The sequence below is a fragment of the Natronomonas sp. genome, from assembly GCF_046483325.1.
Taxonomy (GTDB): Archaea; Halobacteriota; Halobacteria; order Halobacteriales; family Haloarculaceae; genus Natronomonas.
Genome location: NZ_JAWODL010000027.1, coordinates 24497 through 49049 on the forward strand (window position 1 = coordinate 24497; position 24553 = coordinate 49049).

The 24553-nt window shown below is 63.2% G+C and carries 22 protein-coding genes, 1 other RNA gene and 2 pseudogenes; 15 read left to right on the forward strand and 10 right to left on the reverse strand.

What is annotated here, in order from left to right:
* Positions 1 to 21 precede the first annotated feature (21 nt).
* A complete protein-coding gene (locus R6U53_RS08985; RefSeq protein ID WP_410322029.1) occupies positions 22 to 783 on the reverse strand; it encodes an acetoacetate decarboxylase family protein in 762 nt (253 codons plus the stop codon).
* A 365-nt stretch (positions 784 to 1148) separates the two neighbouring features.
* Between R6U53_RS08985 and R6U53_RS08990 the strand changes: the two genes are divergently transcribed.
* Positions 1149 to 2681: an amidase gene (locus R6U53_RS08990; RefSeq protein ID WP_410322030.1), complete on the forward strand. Its 1533-nt coding sequence runs from the start codon at positions 1149 to 1151 to the stop codon at positions 2679 to 2681.
* Positions 2682 to 2754: 73 nt separating this feature from the next.
* Here R6U53_RS08990 and R6U53_RS08995 read toward each other — a convergent pair whose 3' ends face one another.
* Positions 2755 to 3891 (reverse strand): acyl-CoA dehydrogenase family protein, encoded by a 1137-nt coding sequence (locus tag R6U53_RS08995; protein ID WP_410322031.1) that lies wholly within the window; start codon positions 3889 to 3891, stop codon positions 2755 to 2757.
* 698 nt (positions 3892 to 4589) lie between these two features.
* Here R6U53_RS08995 and R6U53_RS09000 point away from each other — a divergent pair.
* Positions 4590 to 5358: pseudogene (locus R6U53_RS09000) on the forward strand (IS6 family transposase).
* A 20-nt stretch (positions 5359 to 5378) separates the two neighbouring features.
* Here R6U53_RS09000 and R6U53_RS09005 read toward each other — a convergent pair.
* From R6U53_RS09005 to R6U53_RS09020, 4 genes are all read right to left on the reverse strand, one after another.
* Positions 5379 to 6113: a protein-L-isoaspartate O-methyltransferase family protein gene (locus tag R6U53_RS09005; protein WP_410322032.1), complete on the reverse strand. Its 735-nt coding sequence runs from the start codon at positions 6111 to 6113 to the stop codon at positions 5379 to 5381.
* Between the two features lie 79 nt (positions 6114 to 6192).
* A complete protein-coding gene (locus tag R6U53_RS09010) occupies positions 6193 to 6864 on the reverse strand; it encodes a protein-L-isoaspartate(D-aspartate) O-methyltransferase (protein ID WP_410322033.1) in 672 nt (223 codons plus the stop codon).
* Between the two features lie 17 nt (positions 6865 to 6881).
* Positions 6882 to 7532 carry an HVO_0476 family zinc finger protein gene (locus R6U53_RS09015; protein ID WP_410322034.1) on the reverse strand — a complete coding sequence of 217 codons (651 nt, stop codon included), beginning with the start codon at positions 7530 to 7532 and terminating at the stop codon, positions 6882 to 6884.
* 59 nt (positions 7533 to 7591) lie between these two features.
* On the reverse strand, positions 7592 to 8578 hold the full coding sequence (locus R6U53_RS09020) for an aminopeptidase (RefSeq protein ID WP_410322035.1): 987 nt from the start codon (positions 8576 to 8578) through the stop codon (positions 7592 to 7594).
* 120 nt (positions 8579 to 8698) lie between these two features.
* On the opposite strand from R6U53_RS09020, the gene R6U53_RS09025 reads away from it, so the two are divergent.
* The 3 genes from R6U53_RS09025 (at position 8699) to R6U53_RS09035 (ending at position 11352) form a co-directional block, all read left to right on the forward strand.
* Positions 8699 to 9715, forward strand: a complete 1017-nt coding sequence (locus tag R6U53_RS09025; protein ID WP_410322036.1) for a type II glyceraldehyde-3-phosphate dehydrogenase — start codon at positions 8699 to 8701, stop codon at positions 9713 to 9715.
* A gap of 75 nt (positions 9716 to 9790) precedes the next feature.
* Positions 9791 to 10165 carry an Hsp20/alpha crystallin family protein gene (locus tag R6U53_RS09030; RefSeq protein WP_410322037.1) on the forward strand — a complete coding sequence of 125 codons (375 nt, stop codon included), beginning with the start codon at positions 9791 to 9793 and terminating at the stop codon, positions 10163 to 10165.
* A 77-nt stretch (positions 10166 to 10242) separates the two neighbouring features.
* Positions 10243 to 11352: an aminopeptidase gene (locus tag R6U53_RS09035; protein ID WP_410322038.1), complete on the forward strand. Its 1110-nt coding sequence runs from the start codon at positions 10243 to 10245 to the stop codon at positions 11350 to 11352.
* A 37-nt stretch (positions 11353 to 11389) separates the two neighbouring features.
* Here R6U53_RS09035 and rnpB read toward each other — a convergent pair.
* Positions 11390 to 11832, reverse strand: an RNA gene (rnpB, locus tag R6U53_RS09040) — RNase P RNA component.
* Between the two features lie 95 nt (positions 11833 to 11927).
* Between rnpB and R6U53_RS09045 the strand changes: the two genes are divergently transcribed.
* Positions 11928 to 12134, forward strand: coding sequence for a hypothetical protein (locus tag R6U53_RS09045; protein WP_410322039.1), 207 nt, complete (start codon positions 11928 to 11930; stop codon positions 12132 to 12134).
* A gap of 24 nt (positions 12135 to 12158) precedes the next feature.
* Positions 12159 to 12932: an MBL fold metallo-hydrolase gene (locus tag R6U53_RS09050; RefSeq protein ID WP_410322040.1), complete on the forward strand. Its 774-nt coding sequence runs from the start codon at positions 12159 to 12161 to the stop codon at positions 12930 to 12932.
* Between the two features lie 132 nt (positions 12933 to 13064).
* Here R6U53_RS09050 and R6U53_RS09055 read toward each other — a convergent pair whose 3' ends face one another.
* Positions 13065 to 13373, reverse strand: coding sequence for a hypothetical protein (locus R6U53_RS09055; RefSeq protein WP_410322041.1), 309 nt, complete (start codon positions 13371 to 13373; stop codon positions 13065 to 13067).
* A gap of 230 nt (positions 13374 to 13603) precedes the next feature.
* On the opposite strand from R6U53_RS09055, the gene R6U53_RS09060 reads away from it, so the two are divergent.
* The 5 genes from R6U53_RS09060 to R6U53_RS09080 all read left to right on the forward strand — a co-directional run bounded on the left by R6U53_RS09060 (position 13604) and on the right by R6U53_RS09080 (position 20839).
* A complete protein-coding gene (locus R6U53_RS09060) occupies positions 13604 to 14050 on the forward strand; it encodes a cyclic nucleotide-binding/CBS domain-containing protein (protein ID WP_410322042.1) in 447 nt (148 codons plus the stop codon).
* Positions 14051 to 14104: 54 nt separating this feature from the next.
* A complete protein-coding gene (gatB, locus tag R6U53_RS09065; RefSeq protein WP_410322043.1) occupies positions 14105 to 15595 on the forward strand; it encodes an Asp-tRNA(Asn)/Glu-tRNA(Gln) amidotransferase subunit GatB in 1491 nt (496 codons plus the stop codon).
* Between the two features lie 164 nt (positions 15596 to 15759).
* Positions 15760 to 18315, forward strand: coding sequence for a DNA topoisomerase I (locus tag R6U53_RS09070; RefSeq protein WP_410322044.1), 2556 nt, complete (start codon positions 15760 to 15762; stop codon positions 18313 to 18315).
* 42 nt (positions 18316 to 18357) lie between these two features.
* Positions 18358 to 19083: a phosphoglycerol geranylgeranyltransferase gene (locus R6U53_RS09075; protein WP_410322045.1), complete on the forward strand. Its 726-nt coding sequence runs from the start codon at positions 18358 to 18360 to the stop codon at positions 19081 to 19083.
* Between the two features lie 85 nt (positions 19084 to 19168).
* Positions 19169 to 20839, forward strand: coding sequence for a methylmalonyl-CoA mutase (locus tag R6U53_RS09080; RefSeq protein ID WP_410322046.1), 1671 nt, complete (start codon positions 19169 to 19171; stop codon positions 20837 to 20839).
* A gap of 24 nt (positions 20840 to 20863) precedes the next feature.
* Here the strand turns inward: R6U53_RS09080 and R6U53_RS09085 are convergent, their stop codons facing one another.
* Entirely contained in the window at positions 20864 to 21178 is a 315-nt protein-coding gene (locus R6U53_RS09085) for a YbjQ family protein (RefSeq protein WP_410322047.1), read from the reverse strand.
* 73 nt (positions 21179 to 21251) lie between these two features.
* Here R6U53_RS09085 and mce point away from each other — a divergent pair, with 73 nt between their 5' ends.
* Complete coding sequence (gene mce, locus R6U53_RS09090) at positions 21252 to 21635, forward strand: methylmalonyl-CoA epimerase (protein WP_410322048.1); 384 nt, start codon at positions 21252 to 21254, stop codon at positions 21633 to 21635.
* A 151-nt stretch (positions 21636 to 21786) separates the two neighbouring features.
* On the opposite strand, the gene R6U53_RS09095 is transcribed toward mce, so the two are convergent.
* Positions 21787 to 22434 (reverse strand): FAD-dependent oxidoreductase, encoded by a 648-nt coding sequence (locus R6U53_RS09095; RefSeq protein WP_410322049.1) that lies wholly within the window; start codon positions 22432 to 22434, stop codon positions 21787 to 21789.
* A 165-nt stretch (positions 22435 to 22599) separates the two neighbouring features.
* Between R6U53_RS09095 and R6U53_RS09100 the strand changes: the two genes are divergently transcribed.
* Both R6U53_RS09100 and R6U53_RS09105 read left to right on the forward strand, forming a co-directional pair.
* Positions 22600 to 24363: a 2-oxoacid:acceptor oxidoreductase subunit alpha gene (locus R6U53_RS09100; protein ID WP_410322050.1), complete on the forward strand. Its 1764-nt coding sequence runs from the start codon at positions 22600 to 22602 to the stop codon at positions 24361 to 24363.
* Between the two features lies 1 nt (position 24364).
* Positions 24365 to 24553, forward strand: a pseudogene (locus R6U53_RS09105) (2-oxoacid:ferredoxin oxidoreductase subunit beta); the annotation flags it as partial.

Sequence of the window (24553 nt, forward strand, 5' to 3'; positions counted from 1 at the left end):
GGGACGGTGGGTCTCGACGCGTCACCGGCCGGGGTCGTACTCCTCGAACGTGTGGAGAATCGGATCGTCGACGTTGTCGAGAACGAAATCGAATTTTAGTACGTACCCGGAAATCGGAGAGTTCGGTGCAAACCGGTACAACGGATCGGCCGCGGATCGATCGAACGAAACCTCCGCGTCCCCGGTCAGCGCCCACTCGACGTCGATATCGCGCGTTTCGCTCACCGTGATACGGTCGACGGCGGGCGGTGCGTCCTTCGCCGCCGAGGGGATCCGCTTCCAGTAGGCGTTCCGGGCGGCGTCGTGGGTCATCGGGTGATCGTCGATGTACGCGTCGCGACGGACGGACGCCGAAACCACTTCGATACCGTTGCGCTCGTACGTCGCCGTCTGAAGGTTCCCCGCCCGTTCGAGCGTGACGTTGCCGAACTTCTTCCCGGTGCCGTGTATTTCTCGTCCCGCACAGATGGGAATCTCCGAGTCGAGGCCCTCGTACGCGACGTACATGAGGTGTTCACTCTGGTAGGTCGCGTTGATGCCGACGACAACTTCGTTGTACGCGCCGGGCCCGTTGGTCTCCGGATACTCCAAGAACCACAGCGACACGTTGGGATCCCCGCCCAGCGTCAGCGGTTCCGGGAGGACACCACGTGCGAGGTCATCGTCCACTGAATAAAACACGGCGAGCACCGTCGAATCGGAATACTGGTAGGGGCCTTCCGGGTACAGCGGTGAGATGTGTGGGGAACTGTACGCCTCGTACATCTCGTCACCGAGCTTCATGAAAAATGATACCATTCATCAATAGTTATCGATTCCGATCTGACAGAGATAGACCAGGCGCAGATCAGTACGTTAGCAACGGTGATGCGTCAGCGTCGTTGACATCGGGCTAACGGAAGCGAAACGGCCACGCTCAAGCGCGCTCACGACGCGCGTGTGGGCCGTGACACCCCCAGCGTTCCAGAATAGGGGCCGGCATTGTCTCGATCTAGCGCACGGTCGGAATCCTCGACATCAGTGACGTCCGAGAGCTCAAATCAGCATCCACCCGGGAGTACCACGGTCATAGTTAACAGAACACTTATTATCGAAGGGGAGAGAAGGCGTTGAGAAACAGTCAGGAAGCCGATTCAGAAGAGATCGCCATGAGTATCCCAATCGAAACCCTATCCGAAGACGACGTCGAGTCCCTCGCCAGGATGCTTCACACGAGTGTGACAGATACGGAAGCAGCGGCATTCGCCGAGCAGATAAACAACGGCCTTCACTGGTACGAAACGCTCGATTCGTACGGTCATGCAGGGACCGAAGCGAATCGGGTCCATCCGACGGATCTCCAGTTCAATCCGGGGGCAAAAGCGGACCCGTTGAACGCGTTCATCTCGAAATTTTCGCTGCGGGATACCGCGAGCGAAGACGGGATTCTGAGTGGGTTGTCGGTCGCGGTCAAGGACAACACGGCCGTCGCTGGCGTTCCGCTCACGTGTGGGTCGCGCATCTTCGAGAGCGTCATCCCGCGACAAAACGCGACCGTCGTCGATCGGCTCTTGGACGAAGGTGCAGAGATCGTCGGGAAGACGAACATGGACGAACTGGCCTACGGACCGACCGGCGAGACGAGTCAGTTCGGGCCGACACGACACCCGATGGATCGAAACCGGGTTTCCGGGGGGTCGTCGTCGGGTAGTGGGGCCACCGTTGGAGCGGGAACCGTCGATGCGGCACTCGGCAGTGATACTGGGGGAAGCGTTCGTATTCCCGCCGCCTTTTGCGGTGTCGTCGGCATGAAACCCTCGTGGGGAGTCGTTCCGCGGTCCGGGGTCGTAGAACTGGCGTACACGCTCGATCACGTCGGATCACTCGCGACGGACGTCGAGACGACAGCTGCCGTGCTCGATGCGATCACCGGCAGGGACGACCGTGATCTATCGTCGGTTCGTGCGGAGTTCCTTTCGGACCGCTCGTTCAGGAGCGCAGTGGAGAATCCGCCGGACCTCAAGGAACTTACGATCGGGGTACCCGAAGAATTCTTCGCCGAGGACGTGGAGGACGGCGTCGCTGAAACCATTTACGCCGCGCTCGGTCGATTCGAGGAGGCCGGAGTCACGGTCACCGAAACGTCGATTCCGACGGTCGAAGATGCAGTTGCCGTCTCGAACGCGATCATGGTAAGCGAATTCGCCGCAGCGATTCGCTCCCGTGGGATCCCGTTCCAACGGAACACGTCATACGATACGGTGCTCCAAGACGCCCTCGCAACGGCACTGTCGACGCATGGACACAAGCTCGGCGACATCGTGAAACGGAAGATGGTCGAGGGGGAGTATCTCCTCGATCGGTATCAGGGGCGACATTACGTTCGGGCCAAGAACGCCCGTCGACGGCTCGAGACCGAATTCGAAGCGGCGCTCGATGAGACAGACGTGTTAGTCACACCGACGCTTCCGACGGTCGCGACAGAACTCGGGGAGTGGTCCGCAGATGGGTACGGGGAGAACGTTCCGCTCGCGGTCAATACGCGTCCGATAAATCTCGTCGGGCTTCCCGCGGTGACGCTTCCGGCGGGTACCCACGACGACCTTCCCGTCGGCCTGCAATGTATCGGATCCACCATGGAAGACATCTCGACGCTCGCGATCGCTCGGACATTCGAACGGGCGCTGGAAACCACGAGTTGATCCTTCGATCAGCGTCTATATTCTATCGATTGGTCCCGAATACTGAGGCTTCCCGAGTAGTCTCGCGTTATAATTACACTACCGTGGGCAGCCCGTGTGTCTTGAGCACACGTGCGATCTGGTTTTTCTGGATTTCATCGGTTCCAGCGGCCAAACGTCGTCCACGCGCGAAGCGATAGAGGTACTCCAGCGGATGACCTCGCTGATATCCGTTCGCGCCGTGGATTTGAAGGGCTTCGCTCACCACGCTCTCGACCATTTCACCGGAATAGAGTTTCGCCAGCGACGCCTGCAGTCGGTTCGGTGGGCGACTTCGTTGCTCGGATTCGATAGCCGCCCGATACGCCAACGTTCGTGAAGCCTCGAGCTCTTTGATCATCTCCGCGAACTTCCACTCGATACCCTGGAAGTCGGCGATTTCTCGGCCGAACTGTTCGCGCTGTTGTGCGTACTCGAGGGCTTTCGAGACCGCACACCGCGCGATCGAATTCGCGAGCGTCGCACTCCCGACTCGCTCCCAGTTGAGCGCCTGCAGCTGTTTTTTGAATCCCTCTTTCCCACGGGTTAACACGTGAGTCTCCGGGAGTTCGACGTCTTCGATGTAAAAATGAGACTGTGAGCCGCCGTGCATGTTCGTGTAGTGCTCTTGGATCTCGACACCGTCCCAGTCGAAATCGATGACCGCCGATCCCAACCCCTCCGGAAACCGCGCCCACACGACGGCCGCAGTTGAGTGCGGGACGTGGCTGACCCACGTTTTCTCGCCGTCGAGGACGAGCCGATCGCCGTCGTCCTTGACACGCGTGTTCATCGAGCCGACGTCGGATCCCGCTTCGGGTTCGGAGATACCGATCGCGATGGTTTCCTCGCCGTCGGTTACACCCGGTAAATATCGTTCCTTGACCTCCTCACTCCCGAACATCTCGATGGCTCGTGGGGCCACCAGTTGCTGATTGTAGAGATACTCCGCGGTGTCCGGGCATACTTCGCCAACCACCTCGATCGTCAGCATGGCTTCGAACTCACCCATCCCACCGCCCCCGTACTCCTCTGCGATATTGATCCCGAGGAATCCTCGGTCAGCTAACGTTCGTATATTTTTTACGGGTCTTTCGTCGTCGTCCGTAAATGCGTTCTCAGCGAATTCGTTCGCCGCGAGGTCGCCCAACGCCGAGATCACCAACTCTTGTTCTTCCGACAGTTCGAGCATGTATTGACATAAAAAGGTATCTAGTTAAAGCCACGGTCTAATTAAACCGCGATGTTACCTTGACCAAAGAGCGGTGGGTTTCTGCGTGCTTATGCGCAAAGTCGACTGTCTCAACGGGAATACCGGCTGGATTGTCGTAGGGTTTGTCGAGCGAGAGCGGACACCCGAACAGATCGTTGAGATGGCTATCCAAGCGCGTTATATTTCAATTTAATATACTGAACAAGATATTTACTATTTGGGCGTCATGGGAAGTTAGATCGCCACTCGAAACTGGGTGTAGAAAGCCGATGTTCAGCCGAGCAGCGATGCCGAGTCGGATCACCTCGCGATCAACGAACGGTGGGAAACGCAACGGCGAACGTCACTGGCTGTACGGTACGGTCGATCCGGGGACCAAACGTATTCCTGGATATTCGCCTGTCTCAGACCACAAGTACGCAACTAACCGCACACAGTTTCTCCGTGAACTCACGCAGAAAGTGCCGACGACTCGGGCTGTGGTCCTCGTCGATGATGCTCGTCACCGCAAAGCGGCAGTATGTCGACTCGACCTCGGATTTCAGACGCGTCGACGCGGAAACCGAACTGTCTTCAAACATATATCTAAAAATACAAAATAATCGAAATGATTGCTTTCAACGCACTGTCTAGATAAGCCAGTTTGAGAAACGAGCAAATCAATCGTTTAGGTGCTCATGCTCTACCAAGATCTGCTCAAAGAAGCGTTAGATACGGCGAATCTTGAATGTTGGGAGCGAGAGCGGACGGCGACGTTCTCAAGAGCTTCGCTCTTGTACAGCCCATCAGAAATCTTTGATTTCTGAGGACGCCCGTCAGGGCGTTTGCCGTCCGGCTCCATGCGACCGGTTGTTCACTCAGAGAGACACAAGAGATTCTTCGACTCTTCGGCGTAGAACGCTCTCATCAAGCAATCTGGCACTGGGTACATCACGTCGCTAACAGCGTTCCAGACCCGCCTGAGGCGAAGCCGAAGCGGGTCGCTGTTGACGAAACCGCTGTCAACATTAACGGCGAGCTGTGTTGGGTGTATGCTGCAATCGACCTTGACTCAAAGCTTGTTCTCGATGCTGAATTGTTTGGACGACAGGGCACTGATCCGGCGGCTGCGTTTCTTCATCATCTTGCCGAGAAACACGATCTCTCCGAGACCGTGTTTATCGTCGACGGCTTCGGTTATCAGACTGCCCTCGCTCGATTAGGATTGAGCGGTCGGCGGAACTATACCGATCGAAACCTATCGAAAAGTGGTTTCAAACATTGAAACAACGCATCGACCGCTTTTATCACTCATGGGTGGGCAGTCGGCGGAGCGTTCGCCAATGGATTGAACAGTTCGTACACTATTATAACCACCAGCGACCGCATCAATCACTCGAAAATCAACCGCCAGCTGAAAATATCGTTAACTATATAGTGTCATATATATTATGTATAAGCTCATAAATATCTCGGGTTTCTACTAACTAGACCCGATCCCAGTCGATCCACGTCTGCTCCCACCCCTTCCGTCGCTCGGCTGCTCGGCGGGCGTACTCTCGGTCTTCACGATAGGTCCGGTTTCGCTCGATCGTATCGGCCTGCTCGCCGTCGACGAGCATCGGGTGGAAGGCGACGGTTCCGTGCTCGATCCGCTCACCCGCCTCTATAGCGACGAGTTCCTGGGTCGCACCGCCCAGCGGCATGACGAGCCGACCCTCGGGGGCCAACTGCTCGAGGAGCGCCCGCGGCGGTTCGACGGCGGCAGCCTCGACCAGGATTCGATCGTAGGGTGCGTACTCGGGCAGGCCACGAGCGCCGTCGCGGCGGTCGACGAGGACGCCGCCGTAGCCGGCCGACTCGAGGTTCGATCGGGCCTCGTAGACGATTCGGCGGGCGATGTCGACCGCGTGAACGTTGGCCTCGTCGGTGAGTTCGGCGAGTACCGCGGCGGTGTACCCGACGCCGACGCCGACGACGAGGACGGTGTCGTCCGGCCGCACGTCGAGCGCCTCGAACAGGCGGCCGGCCGCGCTCGGCGAGAGGACGCGGGTTCCGAGTCGCTCGAAAGAGCGGTCGGCGTAGGCTGTGGCGTCGTCCTCGACGAACGGCTCCCTCGGGACCGTTCGCATGGCGACGCTGACCCGCTCGGATCCGACCACGGCCTTGGCCTCGTGTTCGAGGCTGTCGACCATGTCGTCTCGGAGCACCACGGGATCCATACGCCAGGGTCCGTGCCCGAGCCTCTTGAATCGAGCGGCCGGCGACGGTTCGGCCGGCGACGGTCGACTCGTGGCGAGGCTACTGGCTACCCTGCATCGAGACGAACCGAACGTCCCCGTGAGTCCGACGCTCGACGCCTTCGTCGGTCCGGACGAGTTCGACGAGCGTTTGTCGCCCCGTCCCGATCGGCGCGAGGAGTCGCCCGCCGACGCGGAGCTGGTCGAGCACGGCGTCGGGAAGCTCCCGCGCGGCGCAGGTAAGGTACGCGCCGTCGTAGGGGGCGTGTTCGGGCCAGCCGTCCCGACCGTCACCGAGGCGGACGCTGATATCGCCGTATCCGAGCCGATCGAGCCGTCGTTCAGCGGCGGCGGCGAGCGAATCGACGTACTCGACGGTGTACACGTGCTCTGCTCCGACGAGTTCGGCGGTCACGGCAGCGTGATAGCCGCAGCCGGTGCCGATCTCGAGTATCTCGTCGCCTGGCTCTGGCGCGAGCAAATCGCACATCATGCCGACCATGTGCGGGGCGGATATCGTCTGACCGGCACCGATCGGCAGCGGTCGGTCGCGGTAGGCGGCGGCGCGACGCGAGTCGGGCACGAACTCGTGACGCGGGACTGCCCGGAGCGCGTCGGCCGTCGCCTGCCGCTCGATGCGCCCGGATTCGACGAGGGCGTCGACCATCCGTTCGCGTGCCGTCTCGAAGTCGGGGGGCTCGCGATCGCCTTCGTCCGAATCACGCCGAAACACGCCCGATCACCCCGCGCTCACCAGCCGGACCACGCGCGTGTCTTGGCGTCCTCGTCGCGCGCGTAGATCCGCTTTATGTCCTTTGCGAGCACGGAATCGCCGGCGAAATCGAAGTCCTTGCGCTCGTAGTCGGTCGCGTCCTCGCGGACGAGAATCCGTTCGACGCTGAACTCCTCGCCGCCGTACTCGTGCGTTCGACCGATGACGAACGACTCGTCGCCGGGCACCTGGATGCGGACGCTCCTCGATTCGTCGTAGGTCCCCTCCTTCGGATGCAACGTCAGATTGACCGTGACGTTGCCGACCGCGCGGGCCCAGATCGTCTTGACGTCGGTCACGTCGGCCCCGTCGCCCCGGGAGCCGTCGGCCTTCTCGAGCGAAGTGATCCGGGCGGTCAGGATCGCTTCGTCGGTCTCGACGAGGAACTCGTCGCCGACGACGAGCCGCTCCTCGGGCGGGATGTCGACCCGGGCGCTGATCGATTCGTCGCCCTGCGAGACGACGACACGACGGTCGACGGTCGCCTCCTCCTCGAGCGTGGTTTTGTGGACCTGTCCGCACTCGCTGCACCTGACGGTGACGCCGCCCCCGCGGTTCAGTACCTCGTGTACCGTCTCCTCGACGGGCGAGCAGGACGGACATCGAACCGCGACGCGCTGTTGACTCATTGGGCGGAGTTGACCGTCCAGCCGTATAAGGCCGTGGCTCCGATCCGCCGAACCCTGTTTCAGGCCGCGGGGGAGGGCAGTTCGATCGCCTCGCCGTCGACGTACACCGTCGGCTCCCGGAGGATGCCGTCCATGTGGATCGGCGCGTCGGTGTCGCCGCCGATGCCGGCGTCGTCGCCGAAGGCGATGTGAACCGTGCCCGCGGCCTTCTCGTCCAACAGGACGCTCCCGACGAGTTCGGTGACGCCGAGGTTCGTCCCGATGCCGAGTTCCGCGAGGTTGTACGCCGCATCGCCCGCCCGTTCGGCGGCGGCCTCGGCGTCGGCGCGGATAGCGTCATCGGAGATGTGCGTGAGATAGCCGTCCTCCACGTCGATCGTGACGGTCTGCCCCTCGTCGAGCAGGCCGTGGGGGCGGATCGTTCCGTCGACTACGTAGGTTCCGGTCGCGGACTCGGGGCTGACGAACACCTCGCCGGCCGGCAGGTTCGAGAAGGAGCCGGGATCGTGGACGATGCCGGTGTCCTCGTTCCAGGGGCGATCGCCCAGTTCGAAGGTGACGTCAGTCCCCTGCGGGGAGGTGACGCGGACCTCGTCGGCATCCTCGACCGAATCGAGCATCGCGTCGCACTCGGCGGCAATCGCGTCGTAGTCGGCGTCGAGGCCGACGGTGAACACCTGCTCAGTGATCCCGGGAAGCGTCGCGCCGCGCGCGCCCTCGGCCGTCGCGTTCGAGCGCGCTCGGGTGTGGCTGATGCTCTTCGTCGTCGGCGCGAGGAAGGCGTCTGCCTCGCGGATCGCGGCGGCGACCGGCTCGGGGGGTTCGGCACCGTGTTGGGGCCCCGGCGGATACCGGACGATCACCGCATCGTCAGTCGCGTCGAGGGCGGCCGAGTAGAGGGCCTCGCCGATCTGTTCACGCTTGTCGTCGGTTACGATGACGCAGGTTTCGTCCGGCGAAACCGCCAGACACTGCTCGATCGCCGTCCCTGCCGCGGCCGAGACCGCGTTCGAATCCTCGATCACGATCGGATCGTTCCCGTTCATGCACAGCGGTTCGGTCGGCGGCCGGAAAGCCGTTCCTGTCCGGTCTCGTCGACCCACCGGCTGTGCTCCCGATGGATGGGGAGAGAAACGGTTATTCCGATGGCGTGACCACCCACGAACATGACCATTCAGGTCGCGGTCAATGGGTACGGGACCATCGGCAAGCGGGTCGCGGACGCCGTGGCGCTACAGCCGGACATGGAACTGATCGGGGTCGGAAAGACGCGCCCGAACCACGAAGCCGAACTGGCCATCGAGAACGGCTACCCGCTGTACGCGGCCATCGAGGAGCGGATCGAGCTGTTCGACGAGGCGGGGCTCGAACTCGCCGGCACCGTCGAGGAGATGGTGGCAGCCGCCGACATCGTCGTCGACGCCTGTCCGTCCGGAATCGGCGCTGACAACAAATCGCTCTACGAGGCGTACGACACCCCGGCGCTGTATCAGGGCGGCGAGGACGCCGACCTCGTCGACGTCTCGTTCAACGCCCGCGGGAACTTCGAGGCCGCGACCGACGCGGATCACGTCCGCGTCGTCTCGTGTAACACGACTGGGCTCTCGCGGCTGCTTGCTCCGCTCCAAGAGGAGTACGGCGTCGAGAAGGCGAGAGTCACGTTGGTCCGACGCGGCGGCGACCCCGCCCAGACCGGCCGCGGCCCGATCAACGACATCCTGCCGAACCCCGTGAGCCTCCCCTCCCACCACGGCCCCGACGTGAACACGATCTTTCCCGATTTGAACATCGACACGCTCGGGCTGAAGGTGCCGGCGACGCTCATGCACACCCACTCGGTGAACGTGACGCTCGAAGCGACGCCGGACGCCGACGAGGTCCGCGACGCGCTCGACGAACAGATGCGGATCTTCCTGATTCCCGAAGGCGCCGGCATCGACGGCGCGGGGGCGCTCAAGGAGTTCGCGATGGATCGCGGCCGCCCGCGCGCCGACATCTGGGAGAACTGCATCTGGTCGGAGTCGGTGTCGATGAAGGGCGACGATCTGTACCTGTTTCAGGCGATCCACCAGGAGTCCGACGTCGTCCCGGAGAACGTCGACGCGATCCGGGCGGTCCTCGGGACGGCCGACGCCGCCGAGTCGATCGAGCGGACGAACGGGACGATGGGCATCGGCTTCTGAGCGCCTCGGCGCAACCGCAGCGTCTGACGTCGACAGAAGGCTTTTGATGGTCTCGGTCCTACCGATGGATGTACAATGCGCCGTGATGACCGCGACGATCCGTTCGACGACATCTTCAGCGAGATAGAGCGAATGATGGAGGGGATGGCGGGCGGCATCGACGCGGCCGATTCCGGCTTCGGCGGCGACGCCCACGTGTCGGTGTACGAGGCCGACGACGAGATCCGCGTCGTCGCGGATCTCCCAGGCGTCGACAAAGACGACCTCCGGATCAAATGCGACGGCCGGAACGTCACCGTCGCAGCCACGACCGCGACGAGCGAGTACGAGGAGCGAATCCAACTGCCAGGGCGCGTCGACGAGCACTCCGCGTCGGCGTCGTTCAACAACGGCGTCCTCGAGATCACGCTCGATCGGACCGATAGCTCGGCGAACATCGATCTCTCCTGACCGCCCGCGATCCGCTCGGAACGTACGCGATCGAGATGGATGGCGATTTATAAATCAATTCGGACCGAACGACCCGTATGGACGAACGTGTACGCGAACATGCCGACGTGTTGGTCGGGTGGAGCGCGCGGATCGAACCGGGCGACGACGTCGTCGTCGACGTCGGGGAGGGAGCCCACGACCTCGCGGTCGCCGTCGCCGCGCGACTCGGCGAGGTCGGCGCGAACCTCGCCGTCACGTACGGGTCCGAGGAAATGACGCGGGCGTATCTTCGCGCCCACGACGACGAGTTGACAGCGAGCGACGGTGAACTGGCGTTATTCGAGAACGCCGACGTCTATCTCCGATTGGGCGGCGGCCGAAACACCGCCGCGACGGCCGACGTGGACGCCGACGCGCGAGCGGCCTATCGCCGTGCCCGCAGTGAGATTCGAGAGGCCCGAATGGACACGGATTGGGTCTCGACGGTGCACCCGACGCGCAGCCTCGCCCAGCAGGCCGGAATGGCCTACGAGGAGTATCAGGACTTCGTGTACGACGCCGTGCTGTACGACTGGGAGACGCTGGCCGAGGAGATGGCGCGGGTGAAGACCCGGCTCGACGAGGGCGAGACGATCCGGATCGTCAAAGAGCGCGACGACCAGCCGCGGACTGATCTGACGATGTCGATCGCCGGACGGATCGCGGTCAACTCCGCGGCGTCGGTCGCCTACGATTCACACAACCTCCCCTCCGGCGAGGTGTTCACCGCGCCGTACGGGACGGGGGGCGAGGTCTTCTTCGACGTGCCGATGACGATCAACGGCCGCCGGGTCCGGAACGTTCGGGTCGTCTTCGAGGACGGGGAGGTCGTCGATTTCGATGCCGAACAGGGCGAAGACGCCATCGAAGCCGTCCTCGATACCGATCCAGGCGCGCGACGGCTCGGCGAGTTGGGGATCGGGATGAACCGCAGCATCGACCGCTTTACCGACAACATCCTCTTCGACGAGAAGATGGGCGACACCGTCCACCTCGCGCTGGGTCGCGCCTACGACTCGAACGTCCCCGAGGGGGAGTCCGGCAACGAATCGGCGGTCCACGTGGATCTGCTCACGGACCTCTCGACGGCATCGCGAATCGAGGTCGACGGCGAGACGATCCAACGCGACGGGACGTTCTGGTTCGAGGACGGCTTCGAGGGCTAACGTCGGCGTCCGAACGCGCCGCTCTCGGCTTCGAGACGGCTGAGGAGAGTAAGCCCCCTTCTGTTTCGACCCGGCATTCGGCTGAGCGCCCGCCGCGTCTCCGGGCTACCAGTTGCGACGGGCTTGCACCGGTGAGGATTCGCCGTTCCACCCGTTCCCGCTCGTCGGCGCGCGGCGTCGGCCGCGCACAGGTGGCGATGGGATCATCCGAAGACGATCGCTATCGCCCGGCCCTCGGCGGGTTAACTCCCTTCCCTCTCGGGTCGGTTCGCGCGTTCGCGGGTGGCCCCGCGGACGCCGCCGGCCGTGTCAACGGCCGACGCGCCTCATCGGTCGGAGCGGGTGGTCCCGTTTCTGTTCCAGTGCCGGCGGTCTCCCGCCCCGGGCTTGCGCCCGGTCACCTGCCCGGAGGGTGGGGGGACTTTCCTCATAGGTCCGACGGCGACGCCGCCGACCCACGGGAACCGGGCTTCCTCTGCCGGTTGTCGGTAGGCCAGTCGGCGGTTTAAGCCGTTCGGTGGGCGGAGGGTGGATTCGAGCGATCGGTTTTTCCCCGCTCACGACGGGGAGTACGTATGGTAGACACCGACCGCATCCTCGACGTCCTCCCACACTACATCGTGTTGTTGCTCTTGGTGTTTCTCGTGCTCGCCGTGGTGCGCGAGTTCGTCGGCGATCTCGGGTTCGCGGTCGAACTCCTCATCGTGCTCGCGGTGACGTTCGCGTACCGTCCCGTGGTACAGCGACTCGGCGTCGCACCGGATTCGTGGGCGAACCGATAAACCGTCTCGCGTCGTGACGCTGGTATGCGAATCGAACGGATTCCGGTCGACGTGCCGACGCGGGCACCGGCCGGCCGGACTGCCGCTTACGTCGTCGGACGCGAGGACACCCTCCTCGTCGATCCCGCCGCGAGCGACGACCGCATCGACGCCGAACTCGACCACGTGGCCCACGTCGCGGTCACCCATCACCACTCGGATCACGTCGGAAGCGTCGCGGCGTACGCTGACGCGGCCGACGCGACGGTGTGGTGTCGGTACGGTCGTGAGGCGGCGTTCGAAGACGCCACGGGAATCGAGCCGGACCGAACGTTCCGAGATGGGACCGAGATACCGATCGGCGACGGCGCGGTTCGAGTGCGGGAAGCGCCGGGACACGCGGCCGAACACGTCGCGTTCTCGGCTGGAGAGTCGCTCCTCGTCGGCGATCTCGCCGTCGCCGAGGGGAGCGTCGTCGTCGGTGCGCCCGAGGGGGACATGCGCGCGTACCTCACCTCGTTGCGGCGGGTTCGGGCGATGGCCCCAGAACGGCTCTATCCGGCGCACGGACCAGTGATCGACGCGCCGCGGTCGACGTGTGAGCGGTTGATCAGGCATCGACTCGAGCGCGAACGGCGGGTGTTAGCGGCCCTCGAGGACGAAAATCGATCCGTGGCCGGGATCCTCGATTCGGCCTACGAGAAGGATCTCACGGGCGTTCGCGACCTCGCGGGGATGACGGTCCGAGCCCACTTGGACAAACTCCACCACGAGGGACGGATCGAGTGGGACGGCTCGCGGGCAACGTTCGTGGCCTGAGGACTACCGTGGCGTTACGCCTCGAATCGACACTCGACAAGCTCCGCGACCGCGCCGGTGACGTATACCTCGCCCGGCTCGACGGCGCGGAGCGTCAGGTTCCCTTGATCTCACACTCTCTCGACGGTCGGATCATAGTACGCACCGTCGGCCGAGACGTACGACTCGCCGATACGCCTCCCGGAGATAGATTCGATCGGCCTCGTACCGGCCGTCGAGCGCGGCATCGATCTCGTCCCGTACGTCGTCGGGGAGCTCCTCGTAGTGGATGATCTCCCGGGGACACTCTTCGTACCGCCGACCGTCGGAGCTGTCAGGCGTCTCGGATGCTGGCTCCCCGGTACCGTAGGGCGTGTCAGTGGCGGGCGCGTCCCCGGCGGTATTCGAAAGGCAGCCGGCAAATCCCAACATTCCAGTCGCCAGTAGCGTCCGTCGTCGCATACCGGGCGTTTTCGGATCGGTTCGAAAGTGGTTCGTGGAACGTCAAACCGGCGTTTGTCCCACGACAGGTCACGGTGGATACATTACCAATCCAGATACCAGACCCATCAACAATATCAAAAGTAGAAATAAAAAAGCCCAGAGGTGAAAAATAAGACTAGTAATATTAGGAATTATAACCTATATATCCAAATAGTTTATCTGATATTACCGAGACGCACAGAACAAAGATGATCGATCGACGCATCGAAGACATCGACCCGGAGTTCGCCCCGGTCGTTCGACCGGAAACGCCAGTCACTGATATCGCGGAGCTGCTGTGTGATCCCGACGCTTCGGCGGTCGTCGTCGTCGAAAACGAGGCGATCGCCGGAATCGTCACCGGATCGGATATCGTGGCCATGGTCGCAAACACTGAGCGCTATCCGACCGCCCGATCGATCATGTCGTCGTCAGTCGTCACGGTGTCCCCCAGTACGACGCTCGTCGAGGCAGCCGAACTGATGCGATCGGAGGGCGTCCGTCATCTCGCGATCGACGACGGGACGTACCGCGGCGTGGTGTCGACGACGACGCTCGCCCCGTACCTCTCGCGGCACCGACTCGACATCGAGTGGCACGGAGAGCCCTCGACCGTCACGGCGGACGGGGGCGGAACGCTGGTCGCGGAGAACTGATAGCGCAACCGAGTACGATAATCCATATAAGCCGGCGCGCGAAAAGCCGTATCAATGACCGCACAGACCGCCGAGCAGCGTGACCTTGCGGCCGTCATCGGACTCGAGGTCCACGTCCAGCTCGAAACGGCGACGAAGATATTCTGCGGCTGTTCGACGCAAGCCGACGACGACGAGGAGCCGAACACGCGGACCTGTCCCGTCTGTCTCGGCCTCCCGGGCGCGCTGCCGGTGCTCAACGAGGGGGCTGTCGAGGCGGCCATCAAGGTCGGTAAGGCGCTCGGCTCGGCGATCCCCGAAGAGACCCGCTTTCACCGGAAGAACTACTACTACCCCGATCTGCCGAAGAACTTCCAGATCACCCAGTATGACGCGCCGATCTGTGACGGCGGCTCGATCGAGTTTGGCGTCGACGGCGAGCGCCGGACCGTCGAGATCGAGCGCGCGCACTTAGAGGAGGATCCGGGCAGCCTCTCGCACGCCGGCGGCTCGATCGACACCGCCGAGTACACCCTTGTCGATTACAACCGCGCCGGCACGCCGCTCATGGAGATCGTCACCGCACCCGATTTCCGGAGCGCCGCCGAGGCCCGCGCCTTCCTCGCGAAGCTCACTGAGGTCCTGGAGTATCTCGGCGTCTTCGACGTGACGCGAAACGGCAGCCTCCGCGTCGACGCGAACCTCTCGATTGTCGACGCCGAGGAGGTCGACGACGATGGCTCGATTCGCACGGAGACCCTCGAATCCGCGAACCGAACTGAAGTGAAGAACATCTCCAGTCACAAGGGCGCCGAAAAGGCGCTCGCCTACGAGGAGACGAGACAGAAGAACGCGATCCAGCGAGGTCGCGAGGTCGAACAGGAGACCCGTCACTGGGACGAATCACGCGGCATCACCGTCTCGATGCGCTCGAAGGAGGCCGAAAAGGACTATCGGTACTTCCGCGAGGCCGATCTGCCGCCGCTTCGGGTGTCGAGCTGGAAAGAAGAGATCGAGATTCCGGAGCTCCCCGACGTCCGCCGCGAGCGCTTCCGCGAGGAGTACGATCTCGATGGCGAGTCCGCGGCGAAGCTCACCTCGACGAAACAGGTCGCGGACTTCTACGAGCGGATCGCCGAACGGTTCGATCCGGATCTCGCCGCGACGTGGGTCGCCGACAATCTGCTCGGCGAACTCCACTACCGCGACATGGCGATTACGGACGTCGAGGACCGATTCGGGGAGTTCACGCGGCTCGTCGAGCTGGTCGACACCGACGAGATCACGGTCAAAAACGCCGAGGAGATCGTCCTCCGCCGAATGCTCGACGACGGGCTCGGTCCCGACGAAATCGTCGACGCTGAAGGGCTCGGCAAGACGGACGACGACGCGGTCGCCGCCGCGGTCGGCGACGCGATCGAGGAAAACCCCGACGCGGTCGAGGACTACCACGCCGGCGAGGGCGGCGCGCTGAACTTCCTCGTCGGCCAGGTAATGGCGAAGACGGGCGGGTCGGCCGATCCGGGGACGGTCAACGAACTTCTCCGCGAACGGTTGGACCAGTAGGCTTCCGGTCGCGTTATTCCGGGTCTCCTGCGTATTCGCGTCCGTTCTGTCTCCCGCGCGCGCGGCGTGTGCGGGCTGGTACGCCCGTAGGCGCTTTGTACTGCGGTTTGAAGATGGTTCCGACGAAAGGTTGAAACCCGGAGTCGGCGTACTCCGAGCCAACTGTGGAACTCATCGTCACCGAAAAGGACAATGCGGCGCGCCGGATCGCGGAGATCCTCTCCGGCGACAGCGCATCGACAGACCGCCAAAACGGCGTCAACGTCTACCGCTGGGGCGGCACGCGCTGCGTCGGGCTGTCCGGGCACGTCGTCGGCGTCGATTTCCCGCCCGAGTACGCCGACTGGCGCGACGTCGAACCGGTCGAGTTGGTCGAAGCCGACGTGGTGAAGACGCCGACCCAAGAGAACATCGTCCGAACGCTCAAGCAACTGGCAGCCGACGCGAGCAAGGTCACGATCGCGACCGACTACGACCGCGAGGGGGAGTTGATCGGCAAGGAGGCCTACGAACTCATTCGCGAGGAGACCGACGCGCCGATCGACCGGGTCCGGTTCTCCTCGATCACCGAAAACGAGGTTCGAGAGGCGTTCGCCAACCCCGACGAACTCGACTTCGACCTCGCGGCCGCCGGGGAGGCCAGACAGGTGATCGACCTGCTTTGGGGCGCTGCACTCACCCGGTTTCTCTCGCTGTCAGCGAAGCAGTTGGGCGAGGACTTCATCTCCGTCGGCCGCGTCCAGTCGCCGACGCTGAAGCTCATTGTCGACCGCGAACGGGAGATTCAGGCGTTCGACCCGGAGGACTACTGGGAGCTGTTCGCGGAACTGCTGAAAGACGACGCGGGCTTCGAGGCGCAGTACTTCTACGAGGATCAAGACGGTAACGAGGCCGAACGGGTCTGGAACGAGGCCGACGCGACCGAAGCGTTCGAGCAATTACGTGGAGCTCGGGACGCGATCGTCGAGTCGGTTCGTCGCCGCAGCCGGACCGACGAGCCGCCGAACCCGTTCAACACGACCCAGTACATCAGCGCGGCCGGATCGCTCGGCATGTCCGCCCAGAAGGCGATGAGCGTCGCCGAGGAGCTGTACACCGCGGGATATATTACCTACCCGCGGACGGACAACACCGTCTACCCCGACGATCTCGATCCCGAGGAACTCCTCTCGGCATTCACCGATCACTACCTCTTCGGCGAGGGCGCCGAATCGCTGCTAGCGGCCGAAGAGATCGAGCCGACCGCGGGCGACGAGGAGACGACGGACCACCCGCCGATTCACCCGACTGGAGAGATCCCGGCGAAAGAAGATCTCTCCGATGACGAGTGGGAGGTCTTCGAGCTCGTCGTGCGGCATTTCTTCGCGACCGTTGCCGAGCCGGCCGAGTGGGAGCACCTGAAGGTGATCGCCGACGCGAACGGCTGTCTCCTGAAAGCAAACGGGAAACGGCTCGTCGAATCGGGATACCACGAGGTGTATCCGTACCGGTCGACCGCCGAGAATCACCTTCCGGACGTCGAGGAGGGAGAAGTTCTTGGCATCGACGATGTCCGGATCGAGGCGAAACAGACCCAGCCGCCGCGCCGTCGCGGCCAATCGAGACTCATCGAGGAGCTCGAATCCCGCGGGCTCGGGACGAAATCGACGCGCCACCACACGATCGAGAAGCTGTACGATCGTGGCTACATCGAGGGCGATCCGCCGCGGCCGACGAAGCTCGCGATGGCAGTCATCGAAGCCGCCGAGAAGTTCGCCGACCGGATCGTCGACGAGGAGATGACGGCGCAGTTGGAGGCCGACATGAAAGCCATCGTCGACGGCGAGAAGGGGTACGAGGAGGTCACCGACGAATCGAGGGAGATCCTCGAAGCGATCTTCGGGGAGCTTCACGACTCCAGAGAGGAGATCGGTGAGCACCTCCGGGAATCGATGAAGGCGGATCGAACTCTCGGCCCGTGCCCCGAGTGTGGCGAAAGCCTGCTCATTCGCCGATCGCGTCGCGGCTCGTACTTCGTCGGCTGTGACGGCTTTCCGGACTGTCGGTACACGCTTCCGCTCCCGAACAACGGCGAGCCAACGGTCACCGACGAGACGTGCGAGGAACACGATCTCAAACACGTGAAGATGCTCGCCGGGCGCAGTACGTACGTCCACGGCTGTCCGCAGTGTAAGGCGGACGAGGCCGACAAAGCGGAGGACGAGATCATCGGGCCCTGTCCCGAGTGTGGCGAGGGCGCGGCGTCGAAGACACCGAGAGGCGAAGACGGCGACGCCGTCGAAGCGCACGGCGGCGAGTTGGCGATCAAAACGCTCCGAAACGGCTCGCGGCTCGTGGGGTGCACTCGCTATCCCGACTGTGAGTACTCGTTGCCGCTGCCGCGGCGCGGCGAGATCGAGGTGACCGACGAGATCTGCGACGAGCACGGCTTGCCCCACCTGCTCGTCACCAACGGCGAGGACGACGACGATCCGTGGGAGCTCGGCTGTCCGATCTGCAACTACGCCGAGTATAGAGAGCGGCAGACGGCCTCCGAAATAGAGGATCTCGACGGCGTCGGCTCGAAAACCGCCCAGAAGCTCGCGGCGGCGGGGATCGAATCGCTCGACGATCTGCGAAACGCCAACGTGACCACGGTCGCCGCCGAGGTACAGGGCATCTCCGAGGACCGGCTTCGCGAGTGGCAAGCCCAAGCGAACGCCGGCGCCGTCGCGGAGTGAAATGTCGAAGCGGTTTTAGCTACCCACCGAGACAGAGGGTGTATGAGCGCGCCGTGGGCAGCGTGGGATCACGTCGTCAAGATCGATCCCGACAAGACGCTCGTTGAGGGCGAGACGTTCGAGGACATCTGTGCGACCGGAACGGACGCCCTCGAGATCGGCGGCACCACAGGGATGACCGAGGAGAAGATGGCCCGCGTCGTCGAGGCCACCACGGCCTACGACGTGCCGGTCTACATCGAGCCGTCGAACGTCGGATCGGTCGTTCACCGCGACGGGCTGGACGGGTACCTCGTTCCGATCGTCCTCAACGCCGGAGACCCGTTCTGGGTGACTGGCGCGCACAAGGAGTGGACGCGACTGGACTGCGAGATCGATTGGGACGTGACCTATCCGGAAGCGTACATCGTCCTCAACCCCGACTCATCGGTCGCGACGTACACCGAGGCCGACTGCGATCTCGGCGTCGACGAGGTCGCCGCCTACGCCGAGGTGGCAGAGCAAATGCTCGGCCAGCGGATCGTCTACATCGAGTATTCGGGGACGTTCGGCGACCCCGACGTGGTTCAGGCCGCGGCCGGCGCGGTCGACGACGCGTCAGTGTTCTACGGCGGCGGTGTCGGTGATTACGAGTCGGCCTATGAGATGGGCCAGCACGCGGACACGGTCATCGTCGGTGATCTGGTGCACGACGAAGGGGTCGAAGCGGTCAAAGAGACCGTCGCGGGCGCGAAGGACGCGAGATCCGAGCCGATCGAAGGCGTCTGATACGGACTGTTGTGGTCTTGTACCGGTTATCGCCGATGAGGCCATCCCGCCAACGCTTAAGCCGACGGGTTCGAATTTATCTATAATGTTCGACGCTGACGACCTCGAAGAGATCCGCGAGGGGCGTGACCGGTGGGAATCCGACACGTACGGCCCGACCGTGGATCGCTTCGGGGAGCGAAAGGAGGATTTCACCACCGATACGGGCGGACAGAACGTCCAACCGCTGTACACGCCCGACGACGTAGCCGACATCGACTACGGAACCGACACCGGATTCCCGGGCGAGGAGCCGTACACGCGCGGCGTGTACTCGACGATGTACCGGGGACGGCTGTGGACGATGCGACAGTACGCCGGGATGGGAACCGCCGCCGAAACCAACGAACGCTTTAATTATCTGCTCGACGAGGGACAGACCGGCCTCTCGATGGCGTTCGATCTGCCGACGCAGATGGGCTACGACTCCGATTCGTCGATGGCCGAAGGAGAGGTCGGCAAGAGCGGCGTCGCGATCGACTCACTCGACGACATGGAGACGGTCTTCGGCGACATTCCGCTCAACGAGGTCTCCACGTCGATGACGATCAACGCGCCCGCGTCGGTGCTGTTGGCGATGTACATCGCGGTGGGTGACAAACAGGGCGTCGAGAGAGAACAGCTCCGCGGGACGATACAGAACGATATCCTCAAAGAGTACATCGCGCGGAACACCTACATATTCCCACCGGAGCCGTCGATGCGGATCATCACGGACATCTTCGAGTTCTGTGCGGAGGAGATCCCGAACTTCAATACGATCTCGATATCAGGCTACCACATCCGCGAGGCCGGCTCGACGGCGGCCCAGGAGATCGCGTTTACCCTCGGTGACGGGCTCGAATACGTCGAAGCCGCGACCGAGGCCGGGCTCGACGTGGACGACTTCGCCCCGCAGCTTTCGTTCTTCTTCAACGCGCACAACAACGTTCTCGAAGAGGTCGCGAAGTTCCGCGCCGCCCGCCGCATGTGGTACAAGCTCATGGACGAGCGCTTCGACGCTGAAAAGCCGGTTTCGAAGCAGTTGAAGTTCCACACCCAGACCGCGGGATCGACGCTGACCGCCCAGCAGGTGGAGAACAACGTCGTCCGCGTCGCCTACCAGGCGCTCGCGGCGGTCTTGGGCGGAACCCAGAGCCTGCACACGAACGGAAAGGACGAGGCGCTCAGTCTCCCGACCGAACAGTCCGTCCGGACGGCGCTTCGAACGCAACAGATTCTCGCCCACGAATCGGGGGCGGCTGACACGATCGATCCGCTAGCGGGGTCGTACTACATCGAGAGCCTGACCGACGAACTGGAAGCCGAGGCGTTCGAACTGCTCGAAGAAGTCGACGAGCACGGCGGGATGCGACAGGCCGTCGAAGACCGATGGGTCCAACGGCAGATTCAGGACACCGCCTTCGAGCGCCAACGCGAGATCGAGACGGGCGAGCGAATCATCGTCGGCGTCAACGAGTTCAAAGTCGACGAGGAACCGCAGGAAGATATCGAAGAGGTCAGCGAACAAGAACAGCGCGAACAGCGCGAGCGAGTCGAAGAGATACGCGAAACCCGTGACAACGAAGCCGTCGAGGACGCACTCGCGGAGCTGAAAACCGCCGCCGAAGGGGACGAAAACGTCATGCCGTCGATCATCGATGCGGTGAAGGCGTACGCGACGACCGGCGAGATATGCAACGCGATGCGGGACGTCTTCGGCGAGTACCAGGGCTGACGCGGCGTCGAACCAGCGGGGAAGCTACCCGAGCCGAACCGCAGTCCCGTACGCGAGAACCTCGGCACCGCCGTCGACGACGGTTGACGTTTCGAGGCGCAGGTTGACGAGCGCGTCCGCGCCCATCTCCTCCGCATCGGCCTCGGCGCGGGTGATCGCCTCGTCGCGCGCCTTCGAGAGCAGTTCCGAGTAAGCTTTCATCTCGCCGCCGACGAGATTGCGGAGACTCTGCGTGAAATCGCGACCGACGTTTCGGGCCTCGACCGTGTTTCCGCGGGCGACGCCCAGAATCTCGACTATATCGCCGTCCGGAACGGTGTCCGTCGTGGTGGTGTACATCGTTGGATGGTGTCTCTCGCGGGGCAAATAAGCCTTCCCGCGCGCTTTTAGTCCCGCCGACCGAGAGATCGGTATGCGCTTCGATCACGCCGGCGTCGCGACCGACGACGCCGAAGGACTCGCGTTCCTCTATGAGGACCTGCTAGGCTGTGAGATAGCCCACGAAGAACGGTTTCAGGAGCTGAAGGTCATCTTCCTCGAACTCGAGAACGGCTACTTCGAACTCCTCGAACCGCAGGACGGCGGAACCATCGCACGCTATCTCGAACGGAACGGATCGGGACTGCACCATATCGCGCTGGAGACCGACGACATCGAGGCGACGCTCGAAACCGCAGCCGACATCGGCGTCGAGTTGATCGACGAGGAGCCGCGACGGGGGGCGTGGGGACACCAGGTCGCTTTCCTCCACCCGGCGTCGACCGGCGGCGTGCTGATCGAGTTCGTCGAACACTGACGCTACCGGAGGGGCGAGCAGGCGGCACACTTCCCGTCCGCGGCCCGGATGCCGCACTCCAGTCCGGTCGGACCGCGGGCGTCTCTCAGCGCATGGGGTGGCTGGCCGCGTATTCGTATGTAAATCGTCGGGACAGCGGACGGTTCGTCGCTCAGCCGAAGTTCTCGGCTTTCGCCGCGTCGGGATCGCCGCCGGCGGCTTCGATCGCCGCCTCGGCGTCGGCGAGGAAATCTGCGAACCCGTAGATGAACGCTCGCTCGCCGTCGTCGTTGGTGAGTACGTCGGCGACGGCGTCGGTGAGATCGGTCTCGGCAGCGAGAACGAACACGTCGGCACCGCCGGCCGAAAGCGTGGCGAGTCGATCCTCGTGGAGCGGTTCGTCGTCGCGATAAACGACGGCCGCCTCGTGTCCGTCGGCGAGTGCACGTTCAGCGATCGCGACGGCCGGGCCGATACCGGGGCCGCCGGCGAGGACGACGACGCGCGGCTCGCTCTCGTAGTAGTCGTCGCCGAACGGTCCGGTGATGGTGATCGAATCGCCGGGGGAAAGAGAGAGCAGGTACTCGCTGAAATCTCCGCCTTCGTCGGGATCGTAGCTGACGGTGAGTTCGAACGATTCCTCGGTATCGCGCGAAGAGACGGTGTAAAAACGGGCGGCAGTCTCGCCATCGATCGTCGCCGAAATCTTGACGAACTGGCCGGGGAGAGCCGAAAACGCAGACGGTGTCGTAATCTCGATGGCGACTGCATCGGTGCCGATATCGCGAATAGCGGCAACGGTCGTCTCGATAGGTTCCATACGCGGTATGGGTCGCTCCGACCGCAAGGCGCTTTCGAAGCGAATCGTCGAGAGAGTGTTCGGCAGGTGACGAACCCGTCGGAGTGGATTTCTCCGCGCTGAAATCGAATAGATACAGCCGTATTCAGAAGGCTTAACGTTCGTCGTGTTGAACCCCGACGTAGCATGCCAGAGGACCTAAACTGGGCCGTCGGCGGCGAAGCCGGCGACGGGATCGACTCGACTGGGAAGATCTTCGCCCAGGCGCTCTCCCGTGCGGGGCGCCACGTCTTTACCTCGAAGGATTTCGCATCGCGGATCCGGGGCGGGTACACCGCTTATAAGGTTCGGACGTCGGTTGACCGCGTCGAGAGCGTCGTTGATAGACTCGACATCCTGATCGCACTCACGGAACGAACCGTCGACGAGAATCTTGACGAGCTACACGGGGACTCCATCATCATCTACGACGGCGAACGATCGATGATGTCGGACTTCGAAACCCCGGGGGAGATGACGGGTCTCGACGTGCCGCTGAAACGGCTCGCCGAGGACGCCGGCGGAGCCATTATGCGCAACATCGTCGCGTTGGGCGCCGCCTGTTCCGTCTCCGGATTCAACATCGAATACCTCGACGAGTCGCTCGAAAAGCGCTTCGGCGGCAAGGGTGAAGCGATCGTCGAGAACAACAAGAAGGCCGCGAGACTCGGCGCGGAGTACGTCGAGGAGGAGTACGGCCTCTCGACGCCGTACGACCTCGAAACGACGGACAACGACTACGTTCTGCTGAACGGCGACGAAGCGATCGGGATGGGCGCACTCGTTGCCGGGTGTCGGTTCTACGCTGGCTATCCGATCACGCCGGCGACGGACGTGATGGAGTATCTGAAAGGACGGATCGAACGGTACGGCGGGATCGTCGTACAGGCCGAGGACGAACTGTCGGCCGTGAACATGGCGCTGGGCAGTGCCCGTGCGGGTGCGCGCTCGATGACGGCGACGTCCGGACCGGGGGTCGACTTGATGACGGAGACGTTCGGTCTCGTCGCCACCTCCGAGACGCCGCTCGTCATCTGTAACGTCATGCGGTCGGGTCCCTCGACGGGGATGCCGACCAAGCAGGAACAGGGCGACCTCAACCAGATGCTCTACGGCGGACACGGCGAGATTCCTCGGTTCGTCCTCGCACCAACGAACATCGCCGAGTGTTTCCACAAGGCGATCGAGGCGTTCAACCTCGCCGAGAAGTACCAGACGCCAGTCTACCTGACTGGCGACCTCGCGCTCGCGGTCACGGAGCAGACGTTCGCTCCCGAGGAGTTCGACATGGACGCGGTCGAGGTCGACCGCGGGAAGCTCGTCGACGAGGAGACGATCGACGAGTGGCAAAACGAGAAGGGCCAGTTCCAGCCGCACGCGCTCACCGACGACGGGATCAGTCCCCGGGCGTTCCCCGGGACGGCGGGTGGTGCCCACATGTCGACCGGCCTCGAACACGACGAGTTGGGTCGTCGGACGGAGGACACGGACATGCGGATCAAGCAGGTCGACAAACGCGAGCTAAAAATCGAGACAGCCCGCGAACAGGAGAATTGGAGTTACCGCGAGTTCGGTAACCCCGATTCGGACACGCTCGTCGTCTCGTGGGGATCCAACGAAGGCGCGATGCGAGAGGCCATCGAGATGTTGGACGAGGAGGGGATCGACATCCGGTTCATCTCGGTGCCGTACATCTTCCCCCGCCCGGATCTGACCGAGGACATCGAAGCGGCCGACGAGACGATCGTCGTCGAGTGTAACGCGACCGGGCAGTTCGCCGACCTCATCGAGCACGACGCGCTCACCCGCGTGAAACGCATCAACAAGTACAACGGCGTCCGATTCAACGCGGACGAGCTCGCCGAAGAGGTCAAATCGATTCTCGGCGAGGCCGCGGAAGTGGAGGCTTAACATGAGTTCTAACGTTCGATTCACCGACTTCAAATCCGACAAACAGCCGACGTGGTGTCCCGGGTGCGGCGACTTCGGGACGATGAACGGGATGATGAAAGCGCTGGCGGAGACGGGCAACGACCCGGACAACACCTTCATCGTCGCCGGCATCGGCTGTTCGGGAAAGATCGGGACGTACATGCACAGC

What these genes read in the sequence shown, in the direction of transcription:
- R6U53_RS08985 (WP_410322029.1), bottom strand. Translation starts at nt 783, where the DNA reads ATGAAGCTCGGTGACGAGATGTACGAGGCGTACAGTTCCCCACACATC.
- R6U53_RS08990 (WP_410322030.1), top strand. Translation starts at nt 1,149, where the DNA reads ATGAGTATCCCAATCGAAACCCTATCCGAAGACGACGTCGAGTCCCTC.
- R6U53_RS08995 (WP_410322031.1), bottom strand. Translation starts at nt 3,891, where the DNA reads ATGCTCGAACTGTCGGAAGAACAAGAGTTGGTGATCTCGGCGTTGGGC.
- R6U53_RS09005 (WP_410322032.1), bottom strand. Translation starts at nt 6,113, where the DNA reads ATGGATCCCGTGGTGCTCCGAGACGACATGGTCGACAGCCTCGAACAC.
- R6U53_RS09015 (WP_410322034.1), bottom strand. Translation starts at nt 7,532, where the DNA reads ATGAGTCAACAGCGCGTCGCGGTTCGATGTCCGTCCTGCTCGCCCGTC.
- R6U53_RS09020 (WP_410322035.1), bottom strand. Translation starts at nt 8,578, where the DNA reads ATGAACGGGAACGATCCGATCGTGATCGAGGATTCGAACGCGGTCTCG.
- R6U53_RS09025 (WP_410322036.1), top strand. Translation starts at nt 8,699, where the DNA reads ATGACCATTCAGGTCGCGGTCAATGGGTACGGGACCATCGGCAAGCGG.
- R6U53_RS09030 (WP_410322037.1), top strand. Translation starts at nt 9,791, where the DNA reads ATGCGCCGTGATGACCGCGACGATCCGTTCGACGACATCTTCAGCGAG.
- R6U53_RS09035 (WP_410322038.1), top strand. Translation starts at nt 10,243, where the DNA reads ATGGACGAACGTGTACGCGAACATGCCGACGTGTTGGTCGGGTGGAGC.
- R6U53_RS09045 (WP_410322039.1), top strand. Translation starts at nt 11,928, where the DNA reads ATGGTAGACACCGACCGCATCCTCGACGTCCTCCCACACTACATCGTG.
- R6U53_RS09050 (WP_410322040.1), top strand. Translation starts at nt 12,159, where the DNA reads ATGCGAATCGAACGGATTCCGGTCGACGTGCCGACGCGGGCACCGGCC.
- R6U53_RS09055 (WP_410322041.1), bottom strand. Translation starts at nt 13,373, where the DNA reads ATGCGACGACGGACGCTACTGGCGACTGGAATGTTGGGATTTGCCGGC.
- R6U53_RS09060 (WP_410322042.1), top strand. Translation starts at nt 13,604, where the DNA reads ATGATCGATCGACGCATCGAAGACATCGACCCGGAGTTCGCCCCGGTC.
- gatB (WP_410322043.1), top strand. Translation starts at nt 14,105, where the DNA reads ATGACCGCACAGACCGCCGAGCAGCGTGACCTTGCGGCCGTCATCGGA.
- R6U53_RS09075 (WP_410322045.1), top strand. Translation starts at nt 18,358, where the DNA reads ATGAGCGCGCCGTGGGCAGCGTGGGATCACGTCGTCAAGATCGATCCC.
- R6U53_RS09080 (WP_410322046.1), top strand. Translation starts at nt 19,169, where the DNA reads ATGTTCGACGCTGACGACCTCGAAGAGATCCGCGAGGGGCGTGACCGG.
- R6U53_RS09085 (WP_410322047.1), bottom strand. Translation starts at nt 21,178, where the DNA reads ATGTACACCACCACGACGGACACCGTTCCGGACGGCGATATAGTCGAG.
- mce (WP_410322048.1), top strand. Translation starts at nt 21,252, where the DNA reads ATGCGCTTCGATCACGCCGGCGTCGCGACCGACGACGCCGAAGGACTC.
- R6U53_RS09095 (WP_410322049.1), bottom strand. Translation starts at nt 22,434, where the DNA reads ATGGAACCTATCGAGACGACCGTTGCCGCTATTCGCGATATCGGCACC.
- R6U53_RS09100 (WP_410322050.1), top strand. Translation starts at nt 22,600, where the DNA reads ATGCCAGAGGACCTAAACTGGGCCGTCGGCGGCGAAGCCGGCGACGGG.